The 26,475-nt window shown below is 71.7% G+C and carries 19 protein-coding genes and 1 pseudogene; 8 read left to right on the top strand and 12 right to left on the bottom strand.

The features are described from left to right. Positions 1 to 120: 120 nt before the first annotated feature. The 3 genes from AC07AZ_RS37300 to AC07AZ_RS37290 all read right to left on the bottom strand — a co-directional run bounded on the left by AC07AZ_RS37300 (position 121) and on the right by AC07AZ_RS37290 (position 5,990). Positions 121 to 3,315, bottom strand: coding sequence for an alpha-L-rhamnosidase (locus AC07AZ_RS37300; RefSeq protein ID WP_478855206.1), 3,195 nt, complete (start codon positions 3,313 to 3,315; stop codon positions 121 to 123). Positions 3,316 to 3,726: 411 nt separating this feature from the next. Then, on the bottom strand, positions 3,727 to 4,692 hold the full coding sequence (locus AC07AZ_RS37295) for an SMP-30/gluconolactonase/LRE family protein (protein WP_478855205.1): 966 nt from the start codon (positions 4,690 to 4,692) through the stop codon (positions 3,727 to 3,729). A gap of 386 nt (positions 4,693 to 5,078) precedes the next feature. Beyond that, on the bottom strand, positions 5,079 to 5,990 hold the full coding sequence (locus AC07AZ_RS37290) for a helix-turn-helix domain-containing protein (RefSeq protein WP_478855204.1): 912 nt from the start codon (positions 5,988 to 5,990) through the stop codon (positions 5,079 to 5,081). Between the two features lie 331 nt (positions 5,991 to 6,321). Between AC07AZ_RS37290 and AC07AZ_RS37285 the strand changes: the two genes are divergently transcribed. Continuing rightward, positions 6,322 to 6,492: a hypothetical protein gene (locus tag AC07AZ_RS37285; RefSeq protein WP_030853914.1), complete on the top strand. Its 171-nt coding sequence runs from the start codon at positions 6,322 to 6,324 to the stop codon at positions 6,490 to 6,492. A 414-nt stretch (positions 6,493 to 6,906) separates the two neighbouring features. On the opposite strand, the gene AC07AZ_RS37280 is transcribed toward AC07AZ_RS37285, so the two are convergent. Continuing rightward, a complete protein-coding gene (locus tag AC07AZ_RS37280) occupies positions 6,907 to 7,728 on the bottom strand; it encodes an SDR family oxidoreductase (RefSeq protein WP_478855203.1) in 822 nt (273 codons plus the stop codon). Positions 7,729 to 7,809: 81 nt separating this feature from the next. Here AC07AZ_RS37280 and AC07AZ_RS37275 point away from each other — a divergent pair, with 81 nt between their 5' ends. Continuing rightward, positions 7,810 to 8,409 (top strand): TetR/AcrR family transcriptional regulator, encoded by a 600-nt coding sequence (locus AC07AZ_RS37275; protein WP_478855202.1) that lies wholly within the window; start codon positions 7,810 to 7,812, stop codon positions 8,407 to 8,409. A 355-nt stretch (positions 8,410 to 8,764) separates the two neighbouring features. Here AC07AZ_RS37275 and AC07AZ_RS37270 read toward each other — a convergent pair whose 3' ends face one another. The 3 genes from AC07AZ_RS37270 to AC07AZ_RS37260 all read right to left on the bottom strand — a co-directional run bounded on the left by AC07AZ_RS37270 (position 8,765) and on the right by AC07AZ_RS37260 (position 14,235). Beyond that, a complete protein-coding gene (locus tag AC07AZ_RS37270) occupies positions 8,765 to 9,628 on the bottom strand; it encodes a C40 family peptidase (protein WP_478855201.1) in 864 nt (287 codons plus the stop codon). A 157-nt stretch (positions 9,629 to 9,785) separates the two neighbouring features. Further along, positions 9,786 to 13,724 (bottom strand): nSTAND1 domain-containing NTPase, encoded by a 3,939-nt coding sequence (locus AC07AZ_RS37265; RefSeq protein WP_478855200.1) that lies wholly within the window; start codon positions 13,722 to 13,724, stop codon positions 9,786 to 9,788. A 145-nt stretch (positions 13,725 to 13,869) separates the two neighbouring features. Next, entirely contained in the window at positions 13,870 to 14,235 is a 366-nt protein-coding gene (locus AC07AZ_RS37260; RefSeq protein WP_478855199.1) for a hypothetical protein, read from the bottom strand. A gap of 286 nt (positions 14,236 to 14,521) precedes the next feature. Here AC07AZ_RS37260 and AC07AZ_RS37255 point away from each other — a divergent pair, with 286 nt between their 5' ends. The 3 genes from AC07AZ_RS37255 (at position 14,522) to AC07AZ_RS37245 (ending at position 18,939) form a co-directional block, all read left to right on the top strand. Further along, a complete protein-coding gene (locus tag AC07AZ_RS37255; protein WP_478855198.1) occupies positions 14,522 to 15,040 on the top strand; it encodes a DUF4188 domain-containing protein in 519 nt (172 codons plus the stop codon). A gap of 427 nt (positions 15,041 to 15,467) precedes the next feature. After that, positions 15,468 to 16,016, top strand: coding sequence for a DUF1062 domain-containing protein (locus tag AC07AZ_RS37250; protein WP_478855197.1), 549 nt, complete (start codon positions 15,468 to 15,470; stop codon positions 16,014 to 16,016). A gap of 274 nt (positions 16,017 to 16,290) precedes the next feature. Next, positions 16,291 to 18,939: a beta propeller repeat protein gene (locus AC07AZ_RS37245; protein ID WP_478855196.1), complete on the top strand. Its 2,649-nt coding sequence runs from the start codon at positions 16,291 to 16,293 to the stop codon at positions 18,937 to 18,939. A gap of 49 nt (positions 18,940 to 18,988) precedes the next feature. Here AC07AZ_RS37245 and AC07AZ_RS37240 read toward each other — a convergent pair whose 3' ends face one another. The 4 genes from AC07AZ_RS37240 to AC07AZ_RS37225 form a co-directional block, all read right to left on the bottom strand. Continuing rightward, positions 18,989 to 19,450: a hypothetical protein gene (locus AC07AZ_RS37240; RefSeq protein WP_478855195.1), complete on the bottom strand. Its 462-nt coding sequence runs from the start codon at positions 19,448 to 19,450 to the stop codon at positions 18,989 to 18,991. A 280-nt stretch (positions 19,451 to 19,730) separates the two neighbouring features. After that, positions 19,731 to 20,558 (bottom strand): alpha/beta hydrolase, encoded by an 828-nt coding sequence (locus AC07AZ_RS37235; protein ID WP_478855194.1) that lies wholly within the window; start codon positions 20,556 to 20,558, stop codon positions 19,731 to 19,733. Positions 20,559 to 20,828: 270 nt separating this feature from the next. Then, complete coding sequence (locus AC07AZ_RS37230; protein WP_478855193.1) at positions 20,829 to 22,805, bottom strand: CASTOR/POLLUX-related putative ion channel; 1,977 nt, start codon at positions 22,803 to 22,805, stop codon at positions 20,829 to 20,831. Positions 22,806 to 22,991: 186 nt separating this feature from the next. Next, positions 22,992 to 23,345, bottom strand: coding sequence for a VOC family protein (locus AC07AZ_RS37225; protein ID WP_478855192.1), 354 nt, complete (start codon positions 23,343 to 23,345; stop codon positions 22,992 to 22,994). A 357-nt stretch (positions 23,346 to 23,702) separates the two neighbouring features. On the opposite strand from AC07AZ_RS37225, the gene AC07AZ_RS37220 reads away from it, so the two are divergent. Beyond that, positions 23,703 to 24,464, top strand: coding sequence for a ZIP family metal transporter (locus AC07AZ_RS37220; protein WP_478855191.1), 762 nt, complete (start codon positions 23,703 to 23,705; stop codon positions 24,462 to 24,464). Between the two features lie 194 nt (positions 24,465 to 24,658). On the opposite strand, the gene AC07AZ_RS37215 is transcribed toward AC07AZ_RS37220, so the two are convergent. Next, on the bottom strand, positions 24,659 to 25,315 hold the full coding sequence (locus AC07AZ_RS37215; protein WP_478855190.1) for a TOPRIM nucleotidyl transferase/hydrolase domain-containing protein: 657 nt from the start codon (positions 25,313 to 25,315) through the stop codon (positions 24,659 to 24,661). Between the two features lie 234 nt (positions 25,316 to 25,549). Here AC07AZ_RS37215 and AC07AZ_RS37210 point away from each other — a divergent pair, with 234 nt between their 5' ends. Further along, positions 25,550 to 26,119 (top strand): mycothiol transferase, encoded by a 570-nt coding sequence (locus AC07AZ_RS37210; protein ID WP_478855189.1) that lies wholly within the window; start codon positions 25,550 to 25,552, stop codon positions 26,117 to 26,119. 112 nt (positions 26,120 to 26,231) lie between these two features. Further along, a pseudogene (locus AC07AZ_RS37205) lies at positions 26,232 to 26,377 on the top strand (DinB family protein); the annotation flags it as partial. Between the last annotated feature and the right edge of the window lie 98 nt (positions 26,378 to 26,475).

Raw genomic sequence — 26,475 nt, 5'->3', positions numbered from 1 at the left:
GTTGGTTTTTGTGGTCTGCGGCCTCTCCCCTTCCCCCCAGGGCAGGACAGGAGCGCAACGCTTGTTTTGGCCTTGGGGGGCCCCCCCCCCCGCCCCTCCCCCCCCCCCCCCACCCCGGGGTCAGTTGACGAACTCGTGCTCTCCCGGCGGCGCGAGGAACACGGCGCATCCGTCCTCGGTTCGCTGGAGGCTCGCAGCCCCGTGGGTGACGCGGCCGGCATCGCGTCGCAGCGGGATCCACACCTCGGCCGTGGTGTTCGCCGGAATGCCGAGGGTGAGGCGGAACCTCTCGCCGTCCAGTGTCCAGCGGGTGGAGATCGGTCCGCGCACCGAGTCCAGCCGTCCGTGCGCCCGTGTGAGGCTGCCGCCGGGCCGCGGGCGCACGAGGACCTTGCGGTAGCCGGGTTCGGCGGGTGCGATGCCGGCGATGTTGGCGTACATCCATTCGCCCACGGATCCGTAGGCGTAGTGGTTGAACGAGTTCATGCCCGCGTCCTGGACGGAACCGTCGGGACGGATGGAGTCCCAGCGTTCCCACATCGTCGTGGAGCCGCGGTCGATCTGGTAGCCCCAGCTGGGGAACGAGCGTTGCTCCAGCAGCCGGTAGGCGACATCGACGTGGCCCGTGTCCGTGAGCACCGGCAGCAGACGCGGGGTTCCGAGGAATCCCGTGGACAGGTGCCAGTCCTTGGCCCGGATCAGCGAGACCAGCCGGTTCGCGGCCGGTTCCCGGTCCGCTTCGGCCAGCAGGTCCATGGACAGGGCCAGCACGTACGCGGTCTGCGTGTCGCCCTTGATCAGCGCGTCCTTGTCCACGTAGGCGTCGCGGAACGCGTCGCGGACCGCTCGGAACAACGTGGTGTGGGGTGCGCTGTCCTTGCCCAGTGCCTGCGCGGTCCGCGCCACCAGGTCCGCCGCGTGGGCGAAGTAGGCGGTCGCGATGACGTCCTTGGGTGTCTCGTCCTGGACGTTCAGCCAGTCGCCGTAGCCCTCCTCGGGGCGCAGGAAGCCCGAGCTGTGGGCTGTGAGGTAGTCCAGCCACTTCAGCATCGCCGGCCATGACTCCTCGAGCACACGCGTGTCGCCGTACGCCTGGTAGAGCGCCCACGGCACGGTGACTCCGGCGTCTCCCCAGCCGGCGCTTCCGGCCCCGGTGATCCGCGGGTTGGGCGCCACGTCGGGGAAGCCCCCCTCACCGGTCTGGCCCTGCCGCAGGTCGTGCAGCCACTTCGTCAGGAAGCGCGCCGATTCCATGGTGTAGGTGGCGGTCGGCGCGAAGACGTTGATGTCGCCGGTCCAGCCGAGCCGTTCGTCCCGCGCGGGCGTGTCCGTCGGCACGGAGAGGAAGTTGCCGCGCTGGCCCCAGGTGATGTTGCTGTGCAGCTGGTTGAGCATGGGGACGTCGGTGCCGAACTCCATGGTGAACGGGGCCGCGGTGTGTACGACCAGTCCCTTCACCGCGCTGAGGGGCGGTCTGCTGTCGCAGCCGGTCACCTCCACGTAGCGGAACCCGTGGAAGGTGAACCGCGGTTGGACGATCTCGTGCCCCGCGCCTTTGCAGACGTAGGTGTCGGTGGCGCGGGCCGTGCGCAGGTTGGCGGTGTAGAGCGTCCCGTCCGGGTTGAGTACTTCGGCGTGACGCAGCCGCACGGTGGTGCCCGCGGCGCCGGAGACGGTGAGCCGGACGGTGCCGACCATGTTCTGGCCGAAGTCGTACACGTAGACGCCCGGTTGTGGCTCGGTCACCTTGCGCGCGGACAGGGTCTGCTCGACCCGGCAGGGAGCGTCGAGCTGGGCGACCGGCTCGGCGGTGACGTCCGCGGTGGGCTCGGCCGGTGACCAGTGGCCGTCGTCGAATCCGGGGCGGGTCCAGCCGGCGGTCTCCAGTCGGGCGTCGTAGTCCTCACCCATCAGCAGGTCGGCGCCCGTGACCGGGCCGGTAGCGGCGCGCCATCCGGTGTCGGATACCACGCGCTGCGTCGAGCCGTCCTCGTACGTCACTTCCAACTGGGCCAGCAGTGCCGTCCGTTGTCCATAACGGTGGGTGCCCGACCAGGCGATGTTGCCCGCGTACCAACCCGCTGCCAGGGTCACCCCGAGCGCGTTGGCGCCCGGCGACAGCAGCTCCGTCACGTCGTACGTCTGGTACTGGACCCGCTTGTCGTAGTCCGTCCAACCGGGGGCGAGCCGGTCCTCCCCGACCGGTCGTCCGTTCAGCTGGGCGTCGTACAGGCCCAGAGCCGTCGCGTACAGGCGGGCTCGGGCGATCTTGCCGCGCTTGAGCCGGAAGGCGTTCCGCAGTTGCACCGCGGGGGCGTAGTCGGGGAGCACCCTGCCCCAGGGGCCGCCGCCCCAGGCAGCCACCTCCTTGGCGGCGACCCAGGACGAGCTGTCGAAGTCGCGGGAGGTCCACTCGCCGGCCGGCTCCTTGTCCGTGGCCTTCCAGTCGTCCCCGGTGGACGTACGGCGTCGCGATCCGTCGGCAAGGGTCAGTTCCAGCACGGCGAGCAGCCCCGCCGGCCCCTCGGAGGCGTTCGTCGCCGCGAGGGCAAGGACCCCCGGCCCTGTGCCGATGAGCTTCGTGACGTCGATGACGCCGGGGCGACTCCACGCTCTGGACGCCGAGTCGGCCTCCACGTGGGCGACTCGGGTGCCGTTGACGTACGCGGTGTGGCCGTCGTCGGCGGTGAGGACGAGACGGGCGCGGGTCACCCCCGCCGGGATGTCCACGAGGCCACGGAACCATCGCGTGGCCGCCGGCGCGCTTTCGGCGGGGTTGCCCTCGGGGAACCAGATCCAGGACGCGCCGTCGAGCGCGGGGGCGTCAACAAGGGTGCTCGGTGCGGAGATCCAGGTCGCCGACCAGCCGTCCAGGCCGGTCTCCCACCAGGACGGCTCACTCCATGAGGAGACACCGCCCGACGGGTCCCACACACGGACCTGCCAGTGGTAGCGGGTACGCGGCTCGAGCACGGGCCCCGCGTACGGCACCAGGACCGATTCCGCCGAGGTCACCCGGCCGCTGTCCCACACGTCGGGATCGGCCAGCCGTTTCACGGACGAGGCCACCCGGATCTGGTAGGCGCCCTGTGCTCCCGCGCCCGACAGGGGCCAACTGAGCCGCGGACGCGCCACGTCGGTACCGAGTGGATGCGTGGTGTACTCGACGGTGGGCGCCGACACCCGCAGCCGCACCGTCCCGCCTTGCGCCGCCGGCGCGCCGTCCGCCGCGGCGGCACCCGGCCCGGTGACGGTCAGTGCCGTGGTGACGGCGGCGGCCCCAGCCGTTCCCAGAACTTCTCTCCTGCTGATCACGGTCGTCTCCGTTTTCACGCGAGGATGAATCGTTTTAGACGTCCAGGGAACCTAGGGACGCCGAACGGAAGTGTCAAGAGATGTGACATCGAGTCGGTGGGCAGGGAGTTCCACAGGAATGATGCGAAACTCCCTGTGCCTTGCAACCTTTCTGTCGGGCACGTTTGAAACCTTTCATGACATCGCTGTCCTGAGCCAGGCAACGGCCGTGCGCTCGGGCGCCGTTCGGGCGCAGGTGTGGGGCGAGCGAGTGACTCGTCTTCCGGAGCCTGGTCCGGTCCACGGTGTGCATCCGGAAGTGGCCGTCCCGGGGGGGGAGGGGTTCGTTTTGCCCCCAGCGGGTGTAGCTCCTCCCCCCCCCCCCCCCGCCCCACCCCCCCCCCCCCCCCCCCCCCCCCCCCGCGCCGGCTCCTACCGGCCCAGGCGGGCAAGGACCAGGTTGGGGTCCTCGGCGGTCAGCCAGCCGGCGTTCAGCACGTGGACGGTGCGGCCGCGCAGGGCGATGGATGTGGGGTTCTGCAGGCCGTCGGCCGCGTTCAGCACGGTGGAGTGGCTGCCGTCGGGCTGGACGAGCGCGACCTCGTTGGACGCGTCGAGGGCGGCCAACAGCCGGTCACCGCGGCCGGTGAAGGCGAAGTCGTCGATTCCCGGCATGCCGGTGGCCGTCGTCCGGATCGCGCCTGCGCGTCCGTCGCCGAGGATGGGGATGCGCAGGACAGTGCCCTGGTCCATGTTCGTGGCCCAGACCGCGCCGTTGTGCACCTTCAGGCCGTTGGCGCCGAGGAAGCCGGTGGGGGCGAGCTCCGGGGCGGCCGTCCACGCACGGGGGGCGCCGCCCGTGGTGGGCACGCTCCAGATGGTGCCGAGTACGGAGTCGGCGGCGTAGAGGATGTGCGTACGCGGGTCCAGCGCGAGGCCGTTGGGCAGGCCGTTCGCCGGCAGCGCGGCGATCCGCTGCGGTTGTCCGCCGGGGCGCAGACGCCACACCCCTGTGAGGTCGGGGGTGCCCGTGGCGTAGAGAAAGTACAGCGTTCCGTCGTGGGCACGGACCAGGCCGACGGTCAGCGGGAAGCCCATCGCCGGGGTGTGGACACCGCCGTCGGCGGGCGCGGGCAGGGTAGCCAGGATCCGGACGGCTCCCCGGGGTGAAATCTCGGCCACCTGCCGGGCTTTGGCGAAGGTGACATACGCGCGGCCACCCGGCGCGAGGGCGACGTTCTCGGGGGTCTGTCCCTTGGCCAGGTCGAAGTGCGCGGCGATCCGCGCGCTGGTCAGCGGCGCGGAGACGGCCGAGGCCGGAGTGGCGCCGAGCGCCGCGGCAACGACCGCCGCCAGGACGCCGACGGTCGCGGCGGACGTGGAGAGCTTCTTGAACATGGCTTCCTTCTCGGTCTTCGGTTTTCGGACTGCGTCGTGTCAGTCGGCTTGTGTGTGCTGCGAGTTCACCGCGCTGCAAGGTGATCCCAGCGGGCATCGGGTTGTCAGCTCGACTGGCGCCTGCGCGAGCAGTTGGTGCCTGTGCGAGTTCAGTTGGTGCCTGTGCGAGCTCGGTTCGTGGCCGGGCGAGTCTCGGTTCGTGGCCGGGCGAGTCTCGGTTCGTGGCCGGGCGAGTCTCGGTTCGTGCCCGTGCGAGCTCAGTTCGTGCCCGTGCGAGCTCAGTTCGTGCCCGGGCGAGTCATGGTTCGTGCCCGGGCAAGTCTCGGTTCGTGCCTGTGCGAGCTCGGTTCGTGCCCGGGCGAGTCTTGGTTCGTGCCCGGGCGAGCTCAGTTCGTGCCCGGGCGGGGTCCGGCCGGTGCCGCGTCGGAGAAGGGGCGGCCCTGCGAGCCGGCCTCGTCGGTGGCGTGGGCGAGCAGGGCGAGCGCCGCACGGGAGGGCGAGCCCGCTTCCGTGGTGGCGACGATCACGCCAGGGCCCGGAACGGCGCTCAGGGTCTGCTGGATCACTGTCACGGGGCCGACCAGCGGATGGCGCATCTCGTACGAGGCCACCGTGCAGGCCTTGACGCGGTGGTCGGCCCACATCGAGGCGAACTCGCCACTCCTGGCGGACAGTTCGCCCAGCAGTGCGTGCAGTGCCGAGTCCTCCGGATGCCGGGCCGCCACGATGCGAAGGTTCCCGACCACCGCCCGGGCCTTGCTGGTCCAGTCCGCGTACAGGTCACGGACATGGGGGTCGAGGAACACCAGCCTGGACATGTTGGGGCGCTGCGCGGGCAGGTCGGGCGTACCGGGGTCGAGGTGCCCGGCGAAGAACGCGTGACCCATGCGGTTCCACGCCAGCACGTCGCCGCGTCGGCCGAGCACGATCGCGGGAACGTCGCCCAGCACGTCCAGCAACTGACGCGTCGCCTCCGTCACCCGTTCCGGTGCGGGCCGCCGGCCACGGGTGCGCCGCCTGTCAGCTCTGGCCAGGTCGTGCAGGTACGTCCGTTCGGCCCGGTCCAGCCGCAGAGCGCCGGCGATCGCGTCCAACACCTCACGGGATGCGCTCAGTGACTGCCCCTGTTCCAGCCGGGTGTAGTAGGAGGCGCTCACTCCTGCCAGCAGTGCCAGCTCCTCCCGTCGAAGACCCGGCACACGCCGGCGCTCCCCGTAGGTGGGCACCCCGACATCCTCCGGCCGCAGCTGTGAGCGCCGCGCCTGCAGGAAGTCCCCGAGCTGCGTCTTTCCGTCCATGGCGTCGAGTATGGGCTGTGGCGGGGCACCCAGCCTGACCCAGCTGTGGGTAGGCAGCGGCCGGTCTGGTTCGCCTGCCGGAACACCGGTGACGTTGGTTCAGAACCGGCCTGCCGCCTACTCCGCGGGACGCCATCTTGAGCCCCATGGTCGGCAAGCTCTCGTTCGGGTCGCCTTCGACGACGGCGCCGGGCCCCAGGCCGGTGCCTGGTTCAACGGTCCCAACCGCCGAAACGATGTCGAGTGCCCGTAGGACTGGTGGAGAAACAAGGGAAATGGGCCGTGTGTTCTGTGATCGGCCGGGCATCAGGAGCCTCGGAGGTTGATAACTATGGTTCCCCTGCTTCTCGTTCTGCTGCTGGCTCTGGTCCTCTTCGGTGCGGGCTTCGCCCTGAAGGCACTGTGGTGGATCGCTGTGATCGTGCTGGTCGTCTGGCTGCTGGGCTTCGTCCTGCGGTCGGCGGACACCGGCGGCCGCAAGGGCCGCTGGTATCGCTGGTAACCCAGCGACCGGCACACACCACACCGCGGGCCCCGGAAGACATCCGGGGCCCGCAGTCATGCCCACCACCAGAACATCCCGTCCGCGGTGACACGGTGTACCCGACACCTTCCCGGGCACCCGGCCTCATAGCTGGGGCCCGGTGAAACAGCGGAACCTACGCCTCCATCCACCGGACCCCAGCCCCTCCCCCGGGCACGGCCGACGGGTCCGCCCGAGGCCCTCCCCCGGCACGACCAACAGGTCCGCCCGGGCCCCTCCGCCGAGCACGACCTACAGGTCCGCCCAGGCCCCTCCCCGAGCACGACCAACAGGTCCGCCCAAGACGCCTGCCGCTGCTCAGGGCGACCGCGTCACCGATGTCGAGTCAGGTTCGGTGCGTCACCGACGGCCGGCGCACGGGGGCGGCGCGGATCAGCGGAAGGCAGCGGCGTTGCGCTGCGCCCACGCGGCGAACGAGTGGGCGGGACGGTCGAGCAGATCCGACACGTCGGGGCTCACGCGCTGCTCCTCGGGGGTGGGTTCGCCGAGGATCGCCAGAGTGCCTTCGACCACGGGCAGCGGCATGAACTGTGACATCTGGGCGTGCGCTTCTTCACGGGTCTGCTCGACGAAGCGGACGGGCTCACCGAGCGCGTCAGCGATCGCAGCCGCTCGCCGCCGAGGGCTGGTGGGCTCCGGGCCGGTCAGGACGTAGGTCGCGCCCTTGTGTCCGCCCGCCCGGAGAACGGCGGCGGCCACCGCCGCCACGTCATCGGGGTCGACGAAAGGAAGTCCGACGTTCCCGAAGGGGGCGGTCGCAGTCCGGTGCGTCCGGATGGACTCGGCCCAGGCGAAGGCGTTGGACGCCATTCCACCCGACCGTAAGACGGTCCAGTCCAGTCCACTGCCGGCGACGGCGGCCTCGAACCGGGCCGCGTGCTCGAAGGCGTGGGGACGGGTGCCCACGCCCTGCGAGGACAGCAGGACCACCTTCCGCACTCCGGCGGCACGCGCCTCGGCCAGGATGCCGCCGGGGTCCTCCCCGGCCACCAGCAGGAACAGGGTGTCGGCGCCGCCGAGGGCGGGGTGGAGACTCTCCGGGGCGGCCAGGTCCGCCGACACCGCCCGCACTCCCGCCGGGACATCGCCGTCGGCGATGCGTCGGGCCACCGCCGTCACCGATTCCCCGGACTCGGCCAGCACTCGCACCAGCGTCCGTCCGACGTTCCCGGTCGCACCCGTCACTACGATCATGAGTAGGTCCTCAGTTAGTTAGTTGACTGACTCAGATGGACACTAGCACGCGGGGGCGGGCCGGTGTCTATAGTCAGTCGGGTGACTGACTCAGAGAATTCCCGAAGGCGAGGCACGGACAAGCGCCGTCGCCTCGCGGCGGCGGCGGCGAGGGTGCTGCACGAACGAGGCGTCGAACGCACCACGCTGGCCGACATCGCAGCCGCGGCCGGCGTCCCGGTCGGGAACGTCTACTACTACTTCAAGACCAAGGACGAGTTGGTCACGGCAGCCCTGAACGAGCAGACCGCCCACCTGACCGACCTCACCGAGCGCCTGGACCGGCTGCCCGACCCGCGAGACCGCCTCAAGGGGCTGGTCGAGGCATGGACCGGGCAACCCGACCTCACGGCCCGATACGGCTGCCCCACAGGCACTCTCGCCGTCGAACTCGGCAAGCGTGCCGACGGCACGCTCGACGTGCAGGCGGGCGAAGTGATCCAGCGGCTGCTGGACTGGGCTGAACGCCAGTTCCGGGAACTGGACCTGCCCGATCCCGGTGGCCTGGCCATGACTCTCGTCGCTGCCTATCAGGGCATGTCACTCCTGGCCAACGCCCTGCGCGACCCCGGCATCATGACCAGTCAGGGAGCACGCGTCACGCTCTGGCTCGACTCGCTGACAGCCGACGCCACCACCTGACGGACCGGAGCGGTAAGACGCCGCGCTCCGGCCATCTGAGCTGCACCCCCAGGGTGAACGACAATTCGACCTGCCAACCGGGCCCGCCTCCAAGGGATTTCAAACTCCCCAATGGCCCACGCCCGGACCAGAGCCCTCGCCCCCTCGGTGGCTGACGCACGGCACACCTGACGGGCAGGTCGACACCAGAACGAACCGGGACCGGTCTCACGAGGCCTCCCGGGACCGCCGGGACATGCGGGAAGACCGCCGCCTCCCGAGAAGCGGCGGTCACCCCCGCGTCACCTCCGGCCTGAGCGGAATCCGTTCGAGGACGGGTCCGACCAGGCTCAGGTCGCGACCGGTTCGGCGAGGGTCAGGTGCAGGTGGGGACGCCGTCCAGCCAGGCGGGGCCCTGGATGTAGATGTTGGTCACCCATGCCTTGTAGTCGGGCAGGTAGGACCATGCGTCGTTGGTGTAGCCGTCGGAGGTGACCGACTCCGCGTGCTTCTGGCACTGGACGCGGATCGTCGTCACGTCCGGAAAGGCGTAGACACGGGAGGCGCCGACGGACGGTGCGGCCTTGGTCCACACGCCGGTTCCCCAGGTCTGGAAGACGTGTCCGGTCACGGGGCCGGTGTTCACGCGCAGTGCCCCGAAGTAGGTGTCGTCCAGGCGGACGTCGCTGACCCTGAGCCTGGTGCCGGACTTGAAGGCCTCGGCCATCTTGCCCGCGCCCAGGTAGATGGCGATGTGATGCAGGTTGTCCCGGGTGCCCCAGGCCAGCAGGTCGCCCGGCAGCAGCGGGGCGAGTCCCTGGGCGGCGGTGAAGCGCTCGGCGGCCCGGTGCGTGTAGTACTGCGCGCTGGCGTCCCCGTCGAGGAGGTCCGATCCGGTGGCCTGGGCGTAGGCGTAGCGGACGAGTCCCGAGCAGTCGAAGCCGAGCCGCTCGGGGTCGTGTTCGCTGGCGGAGTCGGTGGGGTCCACCTGCCCGTAGGTGGCGCCGGGTTGCGCACCGTGCCCGCCACCCCACGTGTACCAGACGCCTGCCGTCACCTGTGCGCAGGCCGCGGTGACGGCCCGCTCGGCCGTCGCGGAGGCGCCCGGCGCGAGGACCGCGCAGGCGCTGTCGGCGGCACGGGCCGGCACGGGAACGGACGCGTGTGCCGCGTCCGGCGTCCAGAGGAGGAGGGTGAGTAAGCCGATCAGCGTGCTGACAAGACTGGTCCGGCGGATCATGCCAGAGCCCCCGTTTCTTTGGGTTCCTTCTGGTGGCAGCCTCCGGCCTGCGGCCCTGCCCGGTCGAGGCCCCGGGAGGGCCCCACCGAACGGGCAACGGGAAACGATGTGGGAAACCCCGTCCCACCAGGGCTTCCTGACGTCGGGCCGGCGGCGTTCAGCCGTGTGAGCACGCCGACGCGGACAGCCGCAGCCGGCAGATCGCGGTGAACCGGGCCGACACGTCCAGGTCCCACAGGCGTACGGTCCCGTCGTTGCTGCTGCTGGCCAGTGTCCGTCCGTCGGGGGCGAAGACGGTGCCCCACACCGCGTTGGTGTGACCGGTCAGCGTGGCCCACGGCCGCCGCCCGGCCACGTCCCACAGCCGTACCGTACGGTCGCTGCCGCTGCTGGCCAGCAGCCTGCCGTCGGGGGAGAACGCGATGCCGCGCACCGAGCCGGTGTGGCCGCGCAGCAGCGCGGTGGGGCGGTGCCGGTGGACATCCCACAGGCGTACGGTTCCGTCGTTGCCGCTGCTCGCGAGCGCCCGGCCGTCCGGGCTGAACGCCACCCCCCGTACCGCACCGGTGTGGCCGGTGAGCGTGGCCAGCAGGCGGCGGCCCGCCACGTCCCACAGCCGTACGGTCAGATCGTCGCCCGCGCTGGCGAGGGTGCGCCCGTCGGGGCTGAACGTGACATCGTTGGCAAAGTCCGTATGGCCGGTGAGCGTGGCCAGCAGACGGCGGGTGGCCACGTCCCACAACCGCACCGTACGATCGGCGCCCGCCGACGCGAGCAGCGCGCCGTCCGGGGAGAACGCCACGGAGAACACGTCCCCGTGATGCCCGGGAAGCGTGGCGAGCAGCCGGCGGGCGGCGACGTCCCACAGCCGGACCGTACCGTCGGAACCGGCCGAGGCCAGGGTCCGACCGTCGGGCGCGAACGCCACCGAGAACACGGCCGAGCGGTGTCCCCGCAGCGTCCCGACGGACCGGCGTCGGGCCACGTCCCACAGGCGCACCGTGTGATCGGTGTCGGCGGTGGCCAGCAGCGCCCCGTCGGGGCTGTAGGCGGACTGCCAGATCTCGGTGAACGGACGGGGTGTCAGCATCGACCCGCTCAGGTCCCACAGAACCACCGACTGGTCGAATCCCGCGGTGGCGAGCATGGTGCCGGCGGGGTTCACGGCGACACCCATCGTGTAGTCGGTGTGTCCGGTGAGCGTCAGGGTCTGCGTTCCGCTGAGCACGTCCCACAGCCGGGTGGTGCCGTCCCCGCCCGCGCTGACGACCGTGGCGCCGTCCGGGGTGTAGGCGACCGCGTTGACGTCGTCGCTGTGTCCGTTGAGGACCGCGGTCGTCCGGCGGCCTGCCAGGTCCCACAGTCGTACGGTCCGGTCCGCTCCCCCGCTGGCCAGGCTCCGTCCGTCCGGCGCGAACGCCACGCCGTACACCTCGTCGCTGTGACCGGTGAGCATGCCCGCCCGCCGCTCGCGCAGGGTGTCCCACAGCCGGACGGTCCGGTCCGCGCCGGCCGACGCCAGGGTCCTGCCGTCCGGGGCGTACGCCAGCGCGTCGACCTGCCCGACGTGCCCGGTGAACATCGCCACGCGGCGCCCCCCGTCCGTGTCCCACACCTGGACCGTGCCGTCGGACGCCGCGACGGCCAGCCGGCGGCCCCGGGGGTCGAAGGCGACGGCCCGGGCGCCCTCGGTGCTCGCCGGCAACACGGCCTTCGTACGGTGGTCGGCGACGTCCCACAGCCGCACCGGCGCGTCGATCGCACCCGCCGCGAGCGTACGGCCGTCGGGGCTGAAGGCGACCGACCGCACCCGCCCGGACATCCTGAACGTGGCGGTCGTACGGCGGTCCGCGAGCCGTCGCAGTGTCACCGTGCCGTCCGTGCTGCCTGTGGCCAGCGTCCGCCCGTCGGGCGCGAACGCCACCGAGTTGACCGGTCCGCGGTGCCCGCCGAGCCGGGCCGAGAAGGGCTGCGCCTGGGTGCTCAGCAGGGCGCCGCGCGCCTCGGGCGTCTCCTGGGAACGGTAGGCGTCCTCGGCGAGCCGCATCGATGCCTCGGGCTGACCGGCGGCCAGCGACGTGGACTGCGCGGCCAGGGCCCGGGAGCGCGCGACCCGCTCCTGGTGCAGCGCGGACGAGCGCTGCTGGTAGGCGAGGCCGCCGGCGACGACGGCCAGGGCCAGCAGCACCACCAGCGTGGCGAGCGTGCCCTGCCGGCGCCGGACCTGCCGGCGGCCCTGCCGCTGCCGGTCGGCCTCCTCGGCCCGACTCGCGTTCAGGAACGCCTCCTCCCGCGCGCCGAGCCGGCTGCGGCCGTCCAGTTCCTCGGCCCACACCCGCGCGGTGTCCAGTCGGGTGCCCCGGTAGAGGGCGGACGGATCGCGGCCCTCGCGCTCCCACTCGTCGGCGGCGAGCGCGAGTTGCTGGTGGATCAGCAGCCCGTCCCGGTCGGCGTTGATCCAGCCGCGCAGCCGGGGCCAGGCGTGCAGCAGTGCCTCGTGGGCGATCTCGACCGTGTCGCGGTCGGAGGTGATCAGACGGGCCTGTACGAAGGCGTCCAGGGCGGCGGTTGCGCCGTCCGCGTCGGCCAGCCGCTCCATCAGCGCGGTCCGGCTCATCCGGCGCCGGGTCGGCCCGGTGCCGTCGGCGACGTGGACCAGGCGCACCAGGATCCTGCGGATCGTCTGCTGCTCGGCCGGATACAGGCCCGCGAACACGTCTTCGGCGGTCCGCGCCACCGCCCCCCGGATGCCGCCGGTGCGTTCGTACCCGGCGACGGTCAGGGTGGTGCCCTCGCGCTGCTGCCAGGTGGTCAGCAGCGCGTGCGAGATCAGCGGCAGCGCACCGGAGGGAGTGACGTCCGGCTGGGTGCGCCCGCCCGATCCGTCACCGGGCGGTTCATCCGGTTCGTCGCGCAGTCCCGCGTCCCGCAGCAGCAGGGGGACGAGACCCGGCTCCAGGGCGAGGCCGGCGAGGTCCGCCGGGCGCGTGATCGCCGCCCGCAGACCGGCGAGGGACATCGGGGGCAGCACGAACAGTCCGTCGGTGAACACCGTTGCCAGTTCGGGGAGTTCGAGGCAGCTGCCGGACAGGTCGGCCCGTACGCCCAGGACCACCACGGCCGGATCGCGGCCGGGTTCGTCTGCCGGATCGGACGGGTCGCGCGACATCGACACCGCGCACAACACCCGGACGAAGGCGCGTCGCTCGTCCTCGTCGGAGCAGAGGGTGAACAGCTCCTCGAACTGGTCGACGAGCAGCACCGGACGCACCGGTGGCGGCAGCCGCCTGTCCCCGTCGGCGGTCGCACTGCCGTCGGCCGCCCTCCGCACCGCTTCCAGCAGGGCGTCGGGCCGCTCCCGCAACCGCCGTGCGGTGAGGTGGAGATCGCCGTCCAGCACCTTCGCGACGCTGGTCAGCATTTCCTCCAGCGGATGCGCGGTGGGGGTGAAAGCCACCACCGGCCACCGCTCGGCGCCCGGCATGGGGAAACCGCCGGGGTCGCGGAAGGCCGGTACGAGACCGGCGTTGAGCAGGGACGACTTACCGGCGCCCGACGGGGCGACGACCATCAGGGGCCCGCTGCCGATCCGGTCGAAGACCCGCTCGACCAGGGCGGCGGTGGCCGGCTCACGGCCGAAGAACCAACCCGCGTCCTGCGCGGTGAACGCCGACAGTCCCCGGTAGGGGCAGACGCCGTCACCGTGCGCCGAGCCGGGTGCGGCGCCGCCGGCCCGGCCGGCCCGCGCGCCGTCCGCCGGATGACCCGGGCCTCCCACCGCCCCGGGGTCCGCGGTGCCACCGGCGCCTTCGGCTTGTTCCGTCAGTAGCCGCAGCAGCCCGCCCTCGGCGTGCAGGATCTCGTCGCACCGCCGAGCGACGTCGACGGTGGCCCGCTTCGCACCCGTCTCGATCTTGCTGAGGTAGCCCTTGCTGTAGTGCGCCTGCCGGGCCATGTCGGCCAGGGAGAGCCCGCGTTGCCGGCGCAGTCGTCGCAACTGGGCGGGGAAGTCCGGAACGGTTCTGTCGGGCGGTGGCGCTTCACCTCGGTCGCCGGTGTGCTGCTGCTCCCCCACCACATCCCCCGGGTGTCGCATGAGCCCTGTAACGGCCGACGTCAAGACTACTGCGGGGATGTGACGACCAATCAAGTCATTCACCGGTGTGGCTCAATAGGTGTGTCAAAAACACGGATGTCCGGAACCGCGGGCGCGGTTCCGGACGTTCCCCCGTGCGTAGGCCCTACGGCCGGTTCAGCTTGATCGAGTTGACCGGCGTGAGGTCGGCGTACACGCCGTTGTCGGCCGCGATGGTGTAGTTGCAGTTCGTGCCGCCGTAGTTGAGGCACAGTTCCGCCGAGGCGCCACCGGTCTGGTTGTTGAGGACCCAGTGCCAACCCACCTGGTTGCTCAGGTTGTGGGCTCCGTAGGTCCAGTAGATGGCGCTCGGGCTCTGGGCCGGGTTCTGGTTCTGCGGGTAGACGCAGACGGCGCCGGACGGACATCCGGCCCAGTCGTCGGCCGGCCTGGCCTGGGCCGTGCCGGTCAGCGCCACCATCGCCGTGGCGGCGGTAGCCAGTGCCAGGGCCCCACTGAACACCTTGCGCATGTTTCCCCCTTGCGGTCGTCCTGCCTGGTCGCAGGCTGTGTTCGGTCTGGGCATCAGACTGGCCGCCAGGGCCCGGGGAGGTCAGGGGTTGCCTGTTTCCCGTCGGCACGACACCTGGGAAACCCACCGTGACCTGCGTGGTCTGCGGGGAGGGGGCAACCGCCGCACCCCATCCCGCCCGTCACATCTCGACGCCCGCTCTTGCGACCTCCGTTGGGAAGTGCCACTATCCCATCACCATCCAATGGATAGTTCCGCTATCCGACTTGAGCCAAAGGGGCCGTCCATGACCGGGAAACCGACCGCCGGACGCACCACAGCCGCCGCCGAAGGGGAGGTCGTGGTCCTGCTGATCGGCATGCGCGTCAACCACTTCTGGGCGGTGCACCAGTGGCTGCCGGTCATGGGGGCGATGTTCCGCATGCTGGCGGAGCTCACCCGGGACCGTGAACGCGGGCTCCTGGGGCGGGTGTTGCTGACCGCGTCACCGCGCACGTACTACGTCGTGCAGTACTGGGAGTCGAAGGAGAAGCTCTACGCGTACGCCTGCGCACCCGACACGTTCCACCACCGGGCGTGGCAGATCATCAACCGCAAGGAGCGGGCGGGGAAAGTGCGCGGACATGTGGGGCTGTGGCACGAGTCCTACGTCGTACCCGAGGGGTCGTACGAGTCGATCTACCACGACATGCCCCCCTTCGGACTCGCGGCGGCCACCGGAGTACTGCCGGTCGAGAGCCGCGGTCGAAGCGCCGCGCAACGGTTCGCGCACCGCGGGCCGGGGGCGGCGGACAGGACCGCCTGACTCGACGGTGGCCGGATGCCCGGCGGCCTCGGTTCGTGGCGTCACCCCGGCGGATGCCGGTCAGTTCACCCGGTCGCAGCGGTCTGCGCGGGCGGGGGTTCCGCGAGCGTTGTCAGGGTCGGCGCCTGTGCACTCGACGACCTGACGGTCGCGGCGCGGCGCCACGGACCCTACGGCCTCCGGGCCCAGCCCTCGATCCGGATCAGCAGGCCGATGCCACAGAACACAGCTCGGCGGTAAGGCGCTTGAAAATCGGTGGCCCGGCGTCGTCGTGCCCCACTACCGTGCTGCCGACCCGAAGCCGCCCAGTCGAGGACATGCCGTTGTACACCCTGTGAGACCCCCCGAGCGCTGATTCGTCGCGCGACGCCCTTGAGCGCCGCGCGCCCTTTTGCTGCGGACTTCTCACTGAAACCGGTGTACTTCTGTGCTCAAAACCTGGGCGGTTCTGCCCACCTGCCTGCCACTTGTTCTCCGGCGTTGCCACGCGTGCGCGTCCCAGCGCCTGCGGTCGAGTGGCAGATTCCGCGTGAACGCACACCACAAGCTCATCGACGTCTGGCTCCTCGCGCTCTGTACGGCCTGCGGGGAAACGGCGAAGCTCACGGTCCTGGAACGCACGAATGTGCGCTCCGTACGACCCCGGCTGCTGGACCGGCTGCACGACAACGACCCCGTACTGGCGGCGGAGCTGCTTCAGGATCCGGTCGTGCGGCGCCGTAACCGCATGACCCTCGACTGGGGCGGCGCCTGGCGCCTGGACACCGACGGAACGGATCACCTGGACCACGAGGTGATCGACGTGTCGGTCCGCTTCGCGGCCCGGATCCCCGTCCGGCCGGTGCGACTGATCGCCGAAGGCTGCGGCCTTTCTCGGGCCGAGGTCGAAAGGCTGGTCACGGAGGGCAACATCGTGTCGGCGATCCGGCTGAGCGGCAAGCTCTCCGGCGACTTCACGTTCACGCTCAAGCGCTGAACGTCTCTCCCAGGCTGGGGCCTGTCCGGCACGATCCGCGGGACAGGCCCCAGTCCCCAGTCGCCTCCCGGCACTGCCCGGCCGGCGCGGTCTGCCCGGCCGGCGCGGTCTGCCCGGCCGGCGCGGTCTGCCCGGCCGGCGCGGTCTGCCCGGCCGGCTCTCGCCACAAACTGTCAGGTTCTGGACAAAGAATTGGCCAAGCCGCGGACGCGCGTTCGCGTGAGTGGTCGGGTCTCCTGCGACGGCTGAATCGCTGCCCGTTCTGGAGGACCTGGTGTCAGCACCTACCCGCAAGAGAAGATGGCTCACGATCTGCGCCATCACCGCATCCGCTGCTCTCGTCGCGATACCGGCCGGGGCGGCGCCCGGCAGGCACGGCAGCCCCTTCGGAGCCCGTACCCTGGCTCAACTCGCCGCAGAACGCGCACACTCGCAGCGCACCCTGAGCCCCGGCGCGACCGCTGAGGACGACGACGGAAACGAGGCCGACGAGATAGCCGAGGGCGCGGACCAGTACGCCGAGGCCCGCACCTCCCCCGGCATCGTCGCACCGGGAGCGTACGGCGCCGCCTGGAACGCCCTCACCAAACTGCCGCGGACCGGGGGCACCTGGCGGAACATCACCGATCTGCCGTACAACTCCGACGACCCGCGCTACCGCGACTACGACTCCAACTCCAGTGGCGGCTCCGGCAATGTCACCGGCCGGATGGCAGCGATGGCCGCCGACGACGACGGGTTCGTGTACGCGGGCAGTGCCGGCGGCGGCGTGTGGCGGTCCAGGTCCGGAGGCGGCCACTGGCAGGCCATCAGCGACCGGCTGCCCTCGCAGTCCACCGGCGCCCTCGCACTCGACGCGTCGGGACGACTGTGGCTGGGCACCGGAGAGGCCACCACCAACGCGGACGCCTACCTCGGCAGCGGCGTCTACCTCCTTTCCGCCCCGCACCACGGAACGTTCTCCGCGCGCGGCCGGGTCGGCGGCGACGAACTCGAGAGCACCACCATCCATCAGCTGCGCTTCGGTGGCGGCAAGGTGTGGGCGGCGACCAGCGAGGGCGTGTGGAGTCACTCCACGAAGAAGCTCAGCGGCGCCTGGAAGCTGGAGTTCGCGCCCAACCCCGACTATCTGCCGGGAGGTTCACTCGCGGACGACGACTCGGCCGCGTACAAGAACATCGCCAACGACATCGCGATCGACCCGAAGCACCCCTCCAGGGTGGTCCTCGCCGTCGGCTGGCGCAGCGGTGACGACTACAACGGCTTCTACACCAGGGTGCACGGCACCTGGACGCGGATCACCAGCGGCCTGGGCGACCTGCCGGCCGACCCGGACGGTATCGGCAACGTCACCTTCGCCCGTTCCGCCGACGGCTCCCGCTACTACGCCATCGACCAGTCACCGGAGCAGCTGAACACCAACCCGGACAGCGCTCTGGAGGGCTTCTACGTCTCCAAGTCCGGTTCGCCCACCGGGCCCTGGACCAAGATCGCCGACTACAAGGGGCTCGCGGCGAGCGGCTCGGCGCTGACGTCCAGCGGCTACATGCCGGGCGTGCAGGCCTGGTACAACCAGTTCCTGACCGTCGACCCGAGCGACCCGCAGCACGTGTACGCAGGTCTCGAGGAGGTCTACGAGACCAAGGACGGCGGCGGCACCTGGTCGACGGTGGGCCCCTACTGGAACTTCGGCTTCGCCTGCTGGAGCATCGACCCCGCCAAGCAGACCGGCGACTGCAGCCAGACCACCCACTCCGACCAGCACGGTGTGGCGATCGGCCGCCACCACGGCAAGAGCTTCGTGTACGTCGGCAACGACGGCGGTGTCTACAAGCGTCCGCTCAACGGCTCCCAGGACGCCTCCGGCCACGCCACGGACTGGACTTCGCTCAACGACGGCACCATCGACACCCTGCAGTACTACTCGGTCGGCGTCGGCAAGGACCTGGACCACGGCAAGGTCTCCGTCACCGGCGGGCTGCAGGACAACGGTCAGTCCGTCCTGCGCGGCAACGACAAGGTGATGGGCTCCAACTTCGGCGGAGACGGCGGCGACACCCTCACCGACCCTGCCAACGGCTGCGACATCGCCGAGGAGTACGTCTACCTCGCCGTCCAGGTGACCCAGAACTGCGCCGTCAACGACGGCTCCTGGGTCGACGACCCCAGCAAGATCACCTCGTACAACGTGGCCCCGGCCGACAACGCCACCGGCGAGGCCCGCTTCATCGCCCCGCTCGCGGCGGACCTGAAGAAGAGCTCGACGTGGATCGCGGGCGGTCGCCATGTGTGGGTGCAGACCCACGGCTACGCCATCCGCAGCGGCGACGAGTGGACGAGCCTCCACGACCTCGGGGCCGGCCGTACCGCCACCGCGGTCGCGGCCTCCGGCGGCAAGGTCTACGCGGCCTGGTGCGGCCCGTGCAACAACCAGGGCTTCGCCCGCGGCATCTCCGTGGGCAACGCCGACGGCACCGGCTGGCACGACATCGCCCTTCCGGCCACCGGCAAGGACGGCACGGTACCCAACCGCTACCTCAGCGGATTCGCCATCGACCCGAAGAACGCCGACCACGTCTACCTCGCGGTCAACGGCTTCTCCCGGCACTGGACCGAGGGCCCCGGCGCCGGCGTCGGCCACGTCTTCGAGTCCAGGAACGGCGGAACCACCTGGAAGGACATCTCGGCGAACCTGCCCGACGTACCGGCCGACTCCGCGGTCGTCACCGCCGACGGTGGCCTCGCCGTGGCCACCGACCTCGGCGTCGTCTACCGCGCCCCGGGCCGTACGAGGTGGCAGCGCGTCGGGCACCTCCCGGCCGTCGCCGTCCTCCAGCTCAAGCTGAGCCCGGACGGCACCACGCTGTACGCGGCCACGCACGGTCGCGGCATCCACACGATCAGGGTGCGCGACCTCTACTGATTCGCCGGCCCGCAGCCGCAGGTGCGACAGGGGTGGCCCCGCCTTCGGGTCACCCCTCCTGCGTGTACGCGACGACACTCACATGGAGCGTGAAGCTGACGCGTGCCGCGCCCGCCACGTCCGGCTCCTTCGCCCGCACCGTGATGTCGGCCGCGCCGCCCCTGCCGCCGGCGCACCGCAGCACCGCGCGGGCGGTGCCGTCGGAGTCCGTCCGCCAGCCGTGCGCCAGGACGAAGACGGGCGCGGAGCTGTGCACAGCCGTCCAGCGCCGGTCGTCCTCGCGGGGCCGCAGGACCAGGGACACCACGGTCCCGGGCCGGGCGCACAGCCGCCGTTCGACCGCGTCACCGGGGTGGACGGTGATCTCGGTGTGCCCGGCGACGCAGCCCCCCGCCGGAGCGGACGGGGCGGGAGTCGAGGTGGAGGGGGCGGGCTCCGACGTGGACGGGCGGCTCTCGGTCGGGCCGGCGGACGCCGTCGACGGGGCTGCGGAAGTGTGCGTCGCCGTCACACCGGTCGACGAGGCCGGCGCGCCGCTCCCCGCAGGACTGGCGGCCGTTCCGCCGCCGGTCGACGCGCTGCAGGCGGTCAACACGGCTGTCCCGACCACCGCCCACCATCCGGTCCTCCACCGCATCCCACCACCTCCTGGCCCGGGCTTGCCCTCACGGGTACCAGCATGCCTCCTCGCTGCCGGTGCCCGGGACCGGTCCGGCACCTTCATGGCCGGTCGCCGGGCCGGGCCCGGCGGGGCGTCCGTCCCCGGTCACCGGGGTGTGGTCCGCGGCGCGTCAGCGGGGCACGAGGTCCCGGAGGTCCGCGAAGACGCGCTCGTGGGCGGCCGCGGCGGCGGGGTCGGTGAGGTCCATGCCCTGGATGAAACCGTGTTGGAGACCGGGTTCGCAGCGGTGCCGGACCGTCACGCCGGCCTGCGCGAGGCGGCGCGCGTAGGCGTCGCCCTCGTCGCGCAGCGGGTCGTGCTCGGCGGTGACCACCAGGGCCGTCGGCAGACCCGCCAGGTCGTCGGCGTGCAGCGGCGAGGCGGCCGCACGGTCGGCGGGGTCGGGGACGAACGCCTCGACGAACCCGGCGAGCGCCTCGGTGGTGAGGCTGTGGCCGGTGCCGTTGCCGGTCACGGACGGCAGGGCGAGGGTCAGATCGGTGTTGGGGCAGATCAGGGCCTGGACGGCGGGCAGGGGGCCGCCCCCGTCGCGCAGCGCGAGGCAGGCCGCGGCGGCGAGGAAGCCGCCCGCGCTGTCGCCGACGACGGCGGCGGGCCGTGCCCAGCGCAGGACGGCGGTCGCGTCCATGACGGCGGCGGGGTGGGGGTGCTCGGGAGCGAGCCGGTAGTCGACGGCCAGGACGTCGACGTCGCAGGCGAGAGCGATACGGCGGCAGGTGCGGTCGTGCGTGTCGAGGTCGCAGAAGACGAACCCGCCGCCGTGCAGGAACACCAGCAGGGGGCGGGGTCCGTCGGCCGGCCGGTATCGGCGGAGCGGCAGGCCGCCGGGGCCGGACAGGTCCGTCACGGAGGCGAGTTCGGGGCCACGGGGGCGGGTCGCGCCACGCTCGCGGGCGGCGGCGCGGAGGTGGGCGGCGAGGTCCGCGGGCGTCTGCATGGATCCATCCTGGCGGGGTCGGCGGCCGGTGGGGGGCCGGGGGCGGAGCGGCCGTGCCGATGGGTCGACGGGTCGACGGGTCGACGGGTCGACGGGTCGACAACGTACGGCGGTCAGGCAGCTGTTGACGACATCGACGGTCCCGCTGGTCGTGCGGGGTCGTCGGTGTCGGCGCCGGCTCGGAGTCGTAGGTGTCCCCCTGGGCGAGGCTGCTCGGCGTCACCCCTGGCGAGGCAGCTCGGTGTCACCGCTGGATGAGGCAGCTCGGCGTCACCCCTGGGTGAGGCTCGTCGGTGAGTCTCCGTCCTGGTGATCCGTCCGCATGCCTGGCAGTGCGTGACGCGCCAGGTCGGTGACGGCGAGCCCGGTGCCTCCCGCGGTCAGCACCAGCACCTCGTCGGGCACGCTCCACGCGCGCCGCATCCCCTTGCCAGGGCACAGGTGGACACCGTCGTGCGGGCGGCCGGTGGCGGTCGAGGGACGGGTGCGGTATCCGATCGCGCACTCCCCCCGGTGAAGTGCCGCCCTCACGATCGTGGCGAACGACGCCTCCTGGCCCGGGAGTACGTAGTGGTGCGCGGGGCGCAGGGCCAGGGCACCACCACGAGTGGCGAAGATGTCCTCGAACACGGTGGCCAGGTCGGGGTTGTGGGCGATCTGTGCCATCAGCAACGCGGTGAGCTCACCTCGCACGACGGCGTCCGACGCGGGACCGAGGGGGGCCACTGCCCGGCTGCGGAAATCACGCATCTCGGCCAGCACCGGCAGCGTTCGGTTCGCCTTCTCCTGCTGGGCCTTGAGCATCAGCAGCGCCAACAGAGTCCGGTCGTCGGGCCGTTCGGGTCCCGTCGTCTGGTCCGCTCCGAGCACGATGACGCTGTCGTAGCCGAAGACGTCGAGGTCGCCCAGTGTCCCGGGATCGCCGATGTCGCGGACGTGGTGCTCGACGTGGAGCGGTGAGACAGGCGAGGCCGGCGGAGGTGCCGAGGGGAGGTCCGACCAGGTGACGACGTCCAGGGCGCAGCCCGGTCGCGCCGACCGGCGCAGCATGTCCACGATGAGCGGCGCGCGGCGGTTCCATCCCAGCAGCAGCATGCGTGAGGCGGTCTCAGGCAGTACCCGCACCGGCGCGATGACCGAGGGGTCGATGTGTCCGGCGAAGTCGGTCGGCGCGCCGAGGGTGTCCTCGTGCGCGACGGCGACCAGCCGGTCCCCGGGAGCCACGACGGTCCGCGGCGGGGGGGTGAGCTGAGCGGAACCGTCCCCCCGCAAGAGCCCTACGGCGCATGACGCTTCGTACCGCAACGCCACCTCTTCGAAGGTGAGGCCGACCATCTCCGGAATGTCGAACACGTGGAACTCGGCCCCGGAGAAGTCCAGGAGGTCACGCAAGGCCCTCGACAGCCCGGGGCGCCGAGCCGACTGGACGAGCAGCCGCACCGTGGTCCAGTCGGTCTCCAGGACGGTGCCGCGCGGCCCGGCGGCGAGACGGGCCGCCGGGAGGTGACGGCCGTCGCGGACGGCGGCCACCACGGGTGGGCCGGGGTCCGAGCCGAGCAGCGCCCGCAGGGCCAGCAGGACGCGCACGACCGCGACATCCCCCTCGCCGTCATCGGCCGGCAGGACCACCACCGCCGCCGCCGCGCCCGCACTCACCAGCCGCAGAGCCTCGGGGTCGCTCGGCGCCCCGCTGCGGCACACCAGCCGCACACCGACCGCGCGTCCCAGGGCGGCCTGAAGGGCCATCTCCATCTCGGCCGGGTCCCGGTCCGCGAGCAGGGTGACCACGCCCGTCCGTGCGGCCAGCAGTTCACCCACCACGGTGACAACCTGGTCGGACCAACCAAGTACCACCATGTGGCCACGCTCGATGACCATCGAGCGACCTCTCCTGAGTTCCACCAGGCGATCACCGAGCCCCGTGGTGACCACTCCCACGACCGTCGACACACAGAGCAGGGTGATCAGGCCGAGCGCCACGGACAGCAGCATCCGTACCGGTGCGCCCACCACCCCGCCGAGACGCAGGGCCTCCGCACTCGTGCGCCAGACGGCCATGAGCCGGCCGGCCACCGTCCGCGGGGCGGCCGGGTCGGTCCACACGAGCAACGCGCTCACGGGCACGACGACCACCAGACAGCACACGGCGAGCCAGCCCAGCAACGCCCCGGTGCTGCGGGCCAGCGTCCTGTCGAACAGGTAGCGCACACGGTCACGCAACGAGACCTGCCACCGCGGCCGCTCCATACCCGCCCCCTGCCATCCGCACCCGGCGTATCCCAAGCCGAAGCCTGCTGCGTCAGGCACTCATGACACGCCGTCCCACCGGCATATTCACCCTTACGGGCAGCGGGCCGGGGCCCCGGCCTGCGGCGTCGCGGCGTCGTGGTGGTCGGTGTGGTGCGGGGTGGAGCCGAGCTCGTGGCGGGCGACTCAGCTGGGCTGCCACAGCTCGATCCGACGGCCCTCAGGATCGGTGACCCAGCCGAATCGGCCGACGCCGTCCATGTCCTGGGTCTCCTTGGCCACGTCCGCGCCCTTGGCACGCAACTGCGCGAGCATCGCGTCGAGGTCGCGGACGCGGAAGTTGAGCATGGTCTGCTGGGTGCGGGAGCCGAAGTACTCGGTCTCGGACTCGAAGGCCGCGAACACCGTCGGCCCGGCCTCCTGATGCCACAGGCCGTTCTCGTCGGCGTCCAGTCCCAGACAGTCCCGATACCACGCACCGAGGGCCACCGGGTCGGCGGCCCGCAGGAAGTATCCGCCAATTCCAAGTACACGTTCCATGGCGCCATCCTGCCAGGAGTCCGGATCGGCCCACCTTCCTGAGCGGCCGCTGCTTCCGTCCGTCGCGGCCGGTGCCGTCGCCGACGCGGTGACCGGGAACGCCCCACGACAGGCGACGAGTCCGAGGGGATGGTGGACATTCCGGAGCGGGTGTACGGACGCCACGACGGACGGCGGGCGGACGCCGACGGGACGTGGTGCTGCCTGGGCGAGGGCGGCATCGCGCGCGTCACCCGCCGTGACGTGCGGTCCGCCCACCCCGGCACACGGAGCACCGGTGCTCCTCCAGCGGTTCCCGGTGCCATTGCCGAGGAGCCGGCAGGTGACCCCGACGGATCTGCGGGTACCGATAGCGGCATGGCTGAAGTGGTGCAGGCGGGACTGTGGGGACTACTGGCCGGCTCGGCGCTGCTGCTGGGGGCCGGCATCGGATTCGGGCTGCGCGTGCCGCCGAAGGTGATCGCCACGGTGATGGCCTTCGGCGCCGGAGTGCTGCTGTCGGCGGTCTCCTTCGAACTGGTCGGTGAGGCGTACGACCAGGCCGGCCTCACCCCGGCCGCGATCGGCACGCTCTCCGGTGCGGTGGCCTACACCCTGGGGAACCTGTGGCTGGCCGGTCGCGGCGCCCGGCACCGCAAGCGCTCCGGAAACCGGTCGGAGCACGCCCAGCCCTCGGAGAGCGAGCAGGGCGGATCAGGAACGGCGCTGGCCCTGGGTGCGCTGCTGGACGGCGTCCCGGAGTCGGCGGTCATCGGGGTGAGTCTGCTCGACGGCGGGACGGTCAGCCTGGTGACGGTGGCGGCGGTGTTCATCAGCAACGTCCCCGAGGGGCTGTCCAGTTCGGCGGGCATGAAGCGGGCCGGGCGCAGCAGGCGGTACGTCTTCGGGGTGTGGACGGCCATCGCCGCCGCCAGCACCGTGTCCTCCGTTCTCGGTTACACGGTCATCGGGGCCTTTTCTCCCGCCGTGATCGCGGCGGTCACGGCGGTGGCCGCGGGGGCCATTCTCGCCATGGTCGCCGACACGATGATCCCCGAGGCGTTCGAGGACGCCCATCTGGCGATCGGCCTGATCACCGTGTGCGGCTTCCTGGTCTCCTTCGCGCTCTCCCACGCCTGACCGCCGTCGGGTCCGCAGTACGGCGGCGGCGGCGAGTGTCGTCACCGTGCGCACCGCAGGGTTGCGTGCGGCGCCGAGAAGGGCCGCGCCGCCTCCCATCAAGTGGCGGACAGAGCGAGACGGGCGGTGTCGACCCGCTGAAATCAGCGCCTCGTGCGACCACCTCGTACGCGGCCGGCCGTCGCCTCGGCGGGTCAGACGTCTGCGAGGAGGCGGTCCAACGGCCGGGGCACCCGCCCGAGGTCCAGGTGCGCGACCAGCGCCTGCGCGTAGAGCGCCTTGCGGCCGCTGTGGGTGCCCATGAAGCGGCGCAGCTGGTGTTCCACGGGGCGTTCCCGCTGCGCCGGCTGGCCCTGGAAGGTGTGGAAGGGGCGCGTCTCCCCCTGGTCCTCGATCACCCGCTGTACGCCCTCGGCACCGAGGGCGCGGATCAGCTCGTCCTCCAGGTCGGCGACGCACACGTGGAACCCGAGTGCCTCCAGTCCGTCGCGAGTGAGCCCGGAACCGAGTCCGACCCGCTCCAGATGGCGCCTGAAGTGCCGCTCCTCACCGATGTCGCAGAGGCCTGCCAGCGGGAGGCCGAGTCCCGCGGGGCCGCACACGTCCAGGAAGCGCCCGATGTTCGTCGCACCCCCGAGGGGAACCACCGCGACGCCCTCCGCGTCGAGATCGCGGCCGTAACGCGTGGCCAGCGCTTCGAGTGCGGCCTGATCGCTGCTCCCCTCGACGAGCACGACCGTGCGCACCCTGCCTCCGGCCAGCTCCCGCGCCGCCGCGGCCGCGGCGGCAGCTCCCGCGCCTCCGGCCGCCCACGCGATCAGCGCCCGGCTGAATCGCCTCAACTCATCCACCAGACCTCGCTTCCCTCACCATCCTGGCACGGCCGAGATCCCGTACGCACGTACGTTTTCCCGTGAGTGTCGGCTGACCGACATCGCAGGCGGTACGGGTTCGGTCGGACCTGTCGCAGCCGAAGTGGCCGGAACGGGCGGCCTGTTCACCGCTCCGACCGTCCTCCCGCCGAACCGCCGAACCGCGCCCTGCCCAGGAAACTCGGTGGCGGACCGAGGAACTCCCGGACGAACATGGCGCGCATGAGCGACCAACCCGCACGGTGGACCCAGGCGACCGTCTACCCCGACATGTGGGCAGATCCGGACAACGATCCCCGCACCAGCGAAGGAGGCACTCCGGACGGCGAACTGGCGACGCTGGTGGACTTCCTCACGAACTACCGCATGACGTTGCGGATGAAGTGCGAGGGCCTCAACGCGGAGCAGCTGGCCCGCCGTTCGGTCCCGCCGTCGACGCTGTCGCTCCTCGGCCTGCTGCGGCACCTCGCCGAGGTGGAACGGGACTGGCGCAACTGGATCAGCGACGGTGATCCACTGCCCAAGCTGTACGGCGCCCGCGACGCGGACTTCGACGGAGCCGTCGCCGAACAGGCCGAGGTGGACGCCGCCTACTCCGCTCTGGAGCGCGAGCAGGCGGCGACCGACGCCGCGCTGGCCGCGCACCCGGACCTGGGCGAGCGCCTGGGGAAGGACCGCATCGCGGTCCGGGAACTGCTGGTGCACAGGATCGAGGAGTACGCCCGTCACTGCGGACAGGCCGACCTGTTGCGCGAGTGCATCGACGGAAGGGTCGGCCAGTGACGAGGCCCCCCACCCGGTAGTCGGGGCGCGAGAGCTGCCACGACGGCCCGTGTCACTCCTAGCCCGCGCGGGGTGTCGGTAAGCCGTACGCGGCGCCGGCCACGCAGAGTCAGGGGCGCGGACCGACCGTCCGGCGTACTGCTCGACCAGTTCGACCGCGGCAGGGAGAGGGCCCAGGTGCGGCGGGCGGGGCTCAGCGACGAGGAGTACCTGTGGGAGCCCGTGCCCGGTCGCTGGTCGGTCCGGCGCCGGAGCGAGGGGGGACGGGAGGGTCCGTCTGGGGGTGGGGGGGGGTGTGGCCTGCGGGGGCCGGAGGAGGGTTGTCGGCTGCGTCGCGTGGGTCTCTCCCTCGCCGT

It is taken from the genome of Streptomyces sp. NPDC043878 (genome assembly GCF_056435735.1).
The sequence above is the reverse complement of the archived record's forward strand: the minus strand, read 5'-3'. Positions and strand labels throughout refer to the sequence as shown.